The organism is Deltaproteobacteria bacterium, from assembly GCA_016234845.1.
Taxonomy (GTDB): domain Bacteria; phylum Desulfobacterota; class Deferrimicrobia; order Deferrimicrobiales; family Deferrimicrobiaceae; genus JACRNP01.
The window spans coordinates 1-7,211 of sequence record JACRNP010000067.1 but is presented as its reverse complement, the minus strand read 5'-3'; the positions used below and the strand labels follow the sequence as shown (position 1 = coordinate 7,211).

7 protein-coding genes are annotated in these 7,211 nt (G+C 70.4%); all 7 read left to right on the top strand.

Annotation, left to right across the window (positions count from 1 at the left end; all coding sequences use genetic code 11):
- A partial coding sequence (locus HZB86_05495) for an MFS transporter (GenBank protein ID MBI5904987.1) occupies positions 1–552 on the top strand: 552 nt, incomplete at its 5' end.
- Between the two features lie 101 nt (positions 553–653).
- Positions 654–1,964: a TolC family protein gene (locus HZB86_05490; GenBank protein ID MBI5904986.1), complete on the top strand. Its 1,311-nt coding sequence runs from the start codon at positions 654–656 to the stop codon at positions 1,962–1,964.
- A 2-nt stretch (positions 1,965–1,966) separates the two neighbouring features.
- Positions 1,967–2,887, top strand: coding sequence for a biotin/lipoyl-binding protein (locus tag HZB86_05485; GenBank protein MBI5904985.1), 921 nt, complete (start codon positions 1,967–1,969; stop codon positions 2,885–2,887).
- A 335-nt stretch (positions 2,888–3,222) separates the two neighbouring features.
- Positions 3,223–4,737 (top strand): DHA2 family efflux MFS transporter permease subunit, encoded by a 1,515-nt coding sequence (locus HZB86_05480; GenBank protein ID MBI5904984.1) that lies wholly within the window; start codon positions 3,223–3,225, stop codon positions 4,735–4,737.
- Positions 4,738–4,762: 25 nt separating this feature from the next.
- Positions 4,763–5,386 (top strand): TetR/AcrR family transcriptional regulator, encoded by a 624-nt coding sequence (locus HZB86_05475; GenBank protein MBI5904983.1) that lies wholly within the window; start codon positions 4,763–4,765, stop codon positions 5,384–5,386.
- A complete protein-coding gene (locus tag HZB86_05470; GenBank protein ID MBI5904982.1) occupies positions 5,386–6,636 on the top strand; it encodes an efflux RND transporter periplasmic adaptor subunit in 1,251 nt (416 codons plus the stop codon). The genes HZB86_05475 and HZB86_05470 overlap by 1 nt, the downstream gene beginning before the upstream one ends.
- Positions 6,633–7,211: efflux RND transporter permease subunit (locus HZB86_05465; GenBank protein ID MBI5904981.1), on the top strand; the 579-nt coding region annotated here is incomplete at its 3' end. The genes HZB86_05470 and HZB86_05465, both read left to right, overlap by 4 nt.

Here is a 7,211-nt window from a genome sequence, read left to right as displayed (position 1 = left end):
GCGGTGACCCTGATCATCCTGGTCGTGGTCCTGCGGTCCTGGACCCAGCTCGGGCTGGCCACCTACATCCCGTTCCTCTACCGGGCGCAGCTTCGGAGCGACCCGGCGTACGTCGCGACGCTGCTCTTCCTCTTCCTCGGGTCGGGGACCGTGGGGACGGTCGTCGGGGGGCCGCTGGCGGACCGGTTCGGGCACCGCAAGCTGCTGTTCGCGTCGACCGTCCTGCAGATCCCGCTGATCTTCCTCTTCCTCCGCGCCACCGGGTGGCACGTCTTCGCGATGGCGGCGCTCCTGGGAGGGACGATCGTCTCCACCTTCTCGGTCACGATCGTGATGGCGCAGGAGCTTTTCCCGAAGCGGATGGCGACGGCGTCGGGCGCGATCGCCGGGTTCGCCATCGGCACCGGGGGCGTCGGGGTCACGCTGCTGGGCGCGGTGGCGGACCGGTACGGCGTCCCCGCGGCGACGCACCTCATCAACGGGCTTCCCGCACTGGCCGCCCTTTTCGCCCTGCTCCTCCCGCTTCCCTGGAGGAGCTCCCCCTCCCGGTAGGCCGCGGCCTTCCCGCACCCCTTGACAGGGGCGTTCCGATCCCTCTACGATGGAAAAATCCCGACTGAGCGCTCACTCGGCTCTGTTCCCCGGAGGCTATCGTGACCTCTCGCGCCCGGATCCGTCCCCTCGTCTCCATCCTCCTGCTGGCGGCCCTCGCGTCTCCCGGCGCCGGGGCCGACAACGCCGCCGCGCCGCCGCCGGCGCCGCCGGCGGGCCACGCGGCGTGGACCGTCGAGGACGTCGCCGCCGCCGCGCGGAAGAACCACCCGCTGATCCTGCAGTCCGATGCGGACGCCGCGGCGGCCGCGGCCCGGAAGGGGCAGGCGAAATCGGCGTGGTACCCGGCCGTGACCCTCTCCACCGGGTACTCGCGCGCAAGGACGTTTTCGGCCACGACGGAGAAGAGCACCACCAGCCCGAACGAGTTCGCCCGCGGGGACGCAAGCTGGACGATCTCCGACTTCGGGCGGACCGGCGGATCGGTCGAGCGCGCGGACGCCGACGCGGCCGCGAGCCGGGAGAACGCCGCAGCGGTCCGCGAGGACGTCGTCTTCGCCGCGAAGGTGGCGTTTTTCGACGTCCTCCGCGCCGGGAAGACGCTCGAGTACCGGCGGGAGAACCTGCGGCAGCGGGAGTCGCTCCTCCGGCAGGCGCAGGCGTTCTTCGACGCCGGCGTCAAGGCGAAGATCGACGTGGTCCGAGCCGAGGCGAACCTGTACGACGCGCGGGCCCAGGTGGGCCAGGCGGAGAACGACCTCCGCGTGGCCCGGATCACCCTCCTCCAGCGGATGGGAGTCGACGGACCGGCGGATTTCGAGCTGTCGGGGCAGTTCCCGGATCAGGAGCTCCCGGGAACCCTGGCCGACTGGATCGCCGAGGCGGAGCGGAACCGGCCGGAGCTCAAGGGCCTCCTCGAAAGGAAGCGGGCGGCCGCCGGGGCGCTCCGTTCCGCGTCGGCCGGGCATCTCCCGTTTCTCGTCGGCACCGCGGGGTACGGGTACGCCGCCGACGAGACGCCGCTGCAGGAGAACTACTCCGCCGCCGTCACCCTTTCCTGGCCGCTCTTCACCGGGTTCCTGACGCGGGAGCAGGTCCGGGAGGCGCAGGCGAACGCCTCCTCCGTCGGCCATGAATATTCCGAGGCGAGGCGCCGGGTCCGCCTCCAGGTGGAATCGTCCGCGTACGGCGTCCGGGAGGCGCGGGAGAGGATGACCGCCCGGACGAAGGAGCGGGAAGCGTCCGAGGAGAACCTCCGGCTCGCCACGGCGCGGTACGAGGTGGGCGCCGGCGACATCATCGAGATGATCGACGCGCAGGCCCAGATGGTGCGCTCCGACACGGAGTCGGTCAACGCCGCGTTCGACCGCGCCGTTTCCATCGCCTCCCTCCGGCGCGCGGTAGGCCGCTGATCATGCCCACCGCGGATGACGCCCCCCCGGCGAAGGGGAACGGAAAGCGGCGGAAGGCGCTCGCGGTCTTCCTCGTCGTGCTCGCGGCGACGGCGGTCGCGGGGTACGCCTACTGGCGGTACCGCCAGACCCACGTGAGCACCGACGACGCGTACGTCGACGGCCGGATCCACCTGGTCTCGGCGCGCGTCCAGGGGACCGTGGTCGAAGTGAAGGTGAAGGACAACCAGCCCGTGAAGGCCGGGGAGGAACTCCTCCGCATCGACCCGGAGCCGTTCGCGGTCCGGGAGGACGCCGCCGCGTCCGCCGTGTCCGCCGGGGCCGCGGACCTCTCCGCCGCCCGGGCCGACCTCGCCGCGGCGCGGTCGGACGTCACGGCCGCGATCCAGGAGCTGGAAGGGGCGAAGGCGCAGATCGCGCAGCTGTCCGCCGGCATCGAGGCGGCGCGCGCCAGGGTCGCGCTCGCCGCGGCGCGGAAGGACCAGGCGTCCCGGGACGCCGGGCGGATGAGGCAGCTCTCCGACCGGCAGGTGATCAGCCGCGAGGCGTTCGAGAAGGCCGTGACCGACGCGGAGGTCGCGAAGGCGCAGGACGACCTGGCGAAGGAGGAGCTGCGGCTCGCGGAGGCGGCGATCCCCACCCAGCGGGCGGCGATCGCCCAGCGGGAGGCGGTCCTCTCCCAGCGGAGATCCGTCGCGGAGCAGCGCGAGGCCCGCATCCGGCAGCGGCGAACTTCAAGGAGACGGACATCGAGCGGATCCGCCCCGGGCAGGAAGTGGAGATCCGCGTGGACACGTACAAGGGGAGGAAGTTCCAGGGGACGGTCGACAGCATCATGGCGGGGACCGGCTCCGCCTTCGCCCTCTTCCCGCCGGAGAACGCCTCGGGGAACTACGTCAAGGTCGTCCAGCGCGTGCCGGTGAAGATCGTCCTGTCGCGCGGCGAGGACCCCGGCCACGTCCTGCGGATCGGGATGTCGGTCGTTCCCACGGTGCTCGTGCGGTAGCGAGTGCCCCAGTTCATGAATATGGCCAGCAACGAGAGGGTCGATGCGCCGCATCCGGCAAGGCGCCGCGACCGAGGCGTACTGGCGAGTACGGTGAGGGAGCGCAACGCAGCCGGGGCGGATGCAGCGGCACTCGAATGCGGTCCTATTCATGAATTGGGGCACTAGTGGGTGAACGGAGAGGCGGGAGGGCGGCTCGGCAACGCGGTCGGCGCGATCGGATCGAGCAAGTGGATCGTCGCCGTCACGGTGATGCTGCCGACGCTGATCGAGATCATCGACACCAGCGTCGCCAACGTCGCCCTCGACCACATCCGCGGCTCCCTCTCCTCCGGCATCGACGAGTCGGCGTGGGTCCTCACGTCGTACCTCGTGTCCAACGCCATCATCATCCCGATGACCGGGTGGCTCGCCCGGACCTTCGGCCGGAAACGGTATCTCACCTTCTCCGTCCTGCTGTTCACCTTCGCCTCCCTGCTGTGCGGTTCCTCCACCAGCCTGGGGATGCTCGTCTTCTTCCGCGTCCTGCAGGGGATCGGCGGCGGAGCGCTGCAGCCGATGTCGCAGGCGATCCTGCTGGAAACGTTCCCGCCGCGGGAGCACGGGACGGCGATGGCCATCTTCGGCATCGGCGCCATGTTCGGCCCGATCGCCGGGCCGCTGATGGGCGGCTACATCACGGACACGCTGTCGTGGCGGTGGATCTTCTACGTCAACATCCCGATCGGGCTGCTCGCCGTCGCCATGGTCTCGATGTTCATCCAGGACCCCCCGTACCTCAAGGAGCGCAGGGGGGAGAAGGCGGACGCCTGGGGGATCGCCCTCCTCGCCGTCTGGGTCGGCGCGCTCCAGATCGTCGTGGACAAGGGGCAGCGGGAGGACTGGTTCCATTCCGACTTCATCCTGGTCCTCGCCGCCGTCGCCGCCCTGGCCCTGCTCCTCTTCGTGATCGTCGAGCTCTTCGTCGCCGAGAACCCCGTGGTGGACCTGCGGGCCTTCCGGAACGCCTCGTTCACCACCGGCAACGTCGTGATGTTCGTCGCCTTCTTCAACCTGCTCGGGAGCATCGTCCTCCTGCCGCTGTACGCCCAGCTGCTCCTCGGGTACACGGCGACGCTCGCCGGGCTGGTCCTGTCGCCCGGCGGAGTCGCGACGCTCGTCACGATGCCTCTGGTGGGAAAATTCATCGGGAGGCACAACCCGAAATACCCTCTCCTCCTCGGGGTCGCGGTGTGCGCCCTCTCCACCTGGACCATGTCGAACTTCTCCCTGACGGCGGATTTCAACGCGCTGCTGGGACCCCGCGTCTACCTCGGGTTCGGGATGGGGCTCCTCTTCATCCCCCTCACCACGCTCACCCTCTCCTCGATCCCGAAGCCGCAGATGGGGAACGCCACCTCCATCTACAACCTGCTCCGGAACCTCGGGGGGTCGATCGGCGTGGCGTTCTCCGCCACGATGTTCGCCCACCGCGCCCAGGTCCACCAGAGCCGGATGACGGAGCACCTGACCGCGATGGACGAGGGGCTCCGGGCCGCCGTGGCGAAAGGGCAGGCGCTTCTGCCGGCGCGCGGGGTGCCCGACGCGGTCGCCGGGAACGTGACGCTCGGGAGGATCTACGGGCAGGTCGTCCGGCAGGCGACGATGATGGGATTCAACGACGCCTTCTTCGTCCTGTCGGTGCTGATGGCGTGCGTACTGCCGCTGCTGTTCCTGATCCGGCGGCCGGCGCACCAGACCGCCCCGTCCGCGGGACGCGGCGGATGACCCGGGACTCCGGGGAGGTGGACGAATGACCGACACTGCCAGGAGCCGGGCGATCCTCTCGACCGCCTGCCGCCTCTTCGCCGCGAAGGGGTACGCCAACGCCACGACCTCGGAGATCGCCCGCGAGGCGGGGGTCGCGGAGGGAACGCTCTACCACCACTTCGGAAGCAAGGACGGGATCTTCCTCACGCTGTTCGACGAGACGCTCGACGGATTCCTCTCCGGGATCGAGGAGCTGCTCGCCCGGAATCTGAACGGCCGCGAGACGCTCCGCGCCCTGTCGCGCTTCTGGTACGACTACGTTTCCCGGCACCAGGAGCGGTTCCTGATCCTCCAGCGGGACTTCCCGGCCCACCTCGCGGTGACGCACTTCGCGGGCGGGTCCCCCCAACGGGCCCGGCTCGACCGGATCTCGGCGCTCTTCACCCGGGCGCTGGCGCGGGGGAAGGCGGACGGCACGCTCCACGTTCCGTTTCCCGTCCGCAGGACCGCGGAGATGCTCCGCGGGTCGTTCTACGGCACCACCCGTCTCAAGATGCTCGGCCTGATCGAGGCGCCGTTCCCGGAGCTGGCGCGGATGACCGAGACGTACTGGACCCAGGCGCTCGCCCCGAGGCGCGCCGCGAAACCCTCCCGAAGGAGATCCTGATGTCGACGACCCCGTCCAAGACCCCTCTTGCGCTTCTGCTCTGCGCGCTCGCCGCCCTGGCATCCGGCGGCGGGTGCGGGGGCCGGGAGGGCGGCGCCCCCGGGAAGGACAACGCGGCGCGCGGCGCGGCCGCGGCTCCCGGAGAAGCCATACCGATCGCGGCCGCGGCCGCCGAGCGCACCTCCATCCCCCGCAAGATCGAGTTCGTGGGAACGCTCGCGGGGGTGGAGCAGGTCACCCTGTCGTCCGAGGTCGAGGGGACGGTGGAGAAGGTCCACGCGGACCTCGGCGACCCGGTGCGCAGGGGCAGGACGCTGGCGTCCCTCGTCCGGTCCGAGTTCCTCTTCCGGAGGGACCAGGCGCGCGCCGAGGCGGCCCAGGTCGCGGCGAAGCTCGGGATCGCCCCGGACGCCGAAGGCGCGGACGTGGAGAAGACGTCGCTCGTGCGCAGGGCGCAGGCCGAGTTCGACAACGCGAGGAAGGATTTCGAGCGCAGGAAGGACCTCGCGGCCAAGAACCTGATCGCGCGGAAGGACGTCGACGACGCGGAGGCGCGGTTCCTGGTCGCCGAGGCGGGGGTACGGGCCGCCCGGGAGGAGGCGAACAACCTCCTCGCCACCCTGCGGGCACGTCGCGCGCAGGCGGGGCTCTCGGAGAAGAAGCTCGCGGACACCCTCGTCCGGAGCCCCATCGACGGCTTCATCGAGGCGCGGCTGGTTTCCGCGGGCGAGTACGTGAAGGTGGGCACGCCGCTGTTCCGGATCGTCGACGACCACCCGATCCGACTGCTCGGGGAGGTCCCGGAAGCGTACGCGGCGTCCTTGAAGCCCGGGCTCGCCGTGGACCTCTCGGTCGACAGCCGCCCGGGGAAGACGTTCCGCGGGTCGATCCGCCGGATCTCCCCCGCCTCGAACGCGGCGAACCGCGCGATCCAGGTCGAGGCGAACTTCCCGAACGCCAACCGGGAGCTCATGTCCGGCTTCTTCGGCAAGGCGGCGATCCTGCTGCGCGTGGACCAAAACGGCGTGAGCGTCCCCAAGCAGGCGGTGGTCACCTTCGCCGGGATCGAGAAGGTTTTCGTCGTGGACAACGGCGCCGTGAAGGAGCGCCGGGTCAGGCTCGGGGACGACCTGGGCGAGCGGATCGAGATCGTCGACGGGGTCTCCGCCGGGGAGCTGGTCGCGGTCTCCCGAACGGGCAAGCTGGTCCAGGGATCCCGCGTCCGCGTCGAGCCGGGTGACCGCAAATGAGGCTTTCCGAGGTCTGCGTACGCCGCCCCGTCTTCGCCACCATGTTGACGATGCTCCTGGTGGTGGTGGGAGCCGCGTCCTGGAAGGGGCTGGGCGTCGACCTCTTCCCCAACATCGACATACCGATCGTCACCGTCACCACGACCCTCCCCGGGGCGAGCCCGGAGGAGATCGAGACCACCGTCACCAAGCCGATCGAGGAGGCGGTCAACACCGTCTCGGGGATCGACGAGCTCCGCTCCACCTCCCGCGAAGGGGTCTCCTCCGTCGTCATCCGCTTCCTGCTGGAAAAGAAGGGGGACGAGGCGGCGCAGGACGTCCGCGACCGGGTGGCGACGATCATCAAGAACCTCCCGGACGGGACCGATCCGCCCGTCATCGTCAAGTTCGACATCGACGCCGCTCCCGTCATGACGGTCGCCATCTCGGGTGACCGCGACCTGCGGGAGATCACCAAGATCGCCGACGACCAGGTGAAGCAGGTCCTCGAGACGGTGAACGGCGTGGGCGCGGTCGCCATCGTCGGCGGCCGGAAGCGCGCCGTGAACGTCTACCTCAACCCGTCCCGGATGGAG

Excerpts from the sequence above, each read along its gene's own strand:
- HZB86_05485 (MBI5904985.1), top strand. The coding sequence starts at position 1,967 with ATGCCCACCGCGGATGACGCCCCCCCGGCGAAGGGGAACGGAAAGCGG.
- HZB86_05480 (MBI5904984.1), top strand. The coding sequence starts at position 3,223 with ATGCTGCCGACGCTGATCGAGATCATCGACACCAGCGTCGCCAACGTC.
- HZB86_05475 (MBI5904983.1), top strand. The coding sequence starts at position 4,763 with ATGACCGACACTGCCAGGAGCCGGGCGATCCTCTCGACCGCCTGCCGC.
- HZB86_05470 (MBI5904982.1), top strand. The coding sequence starts at position 5,386 with ATGTCGACGACCCCGTCCAAGACCCCTCTTGCGCTTCTGCTCTGCGCG.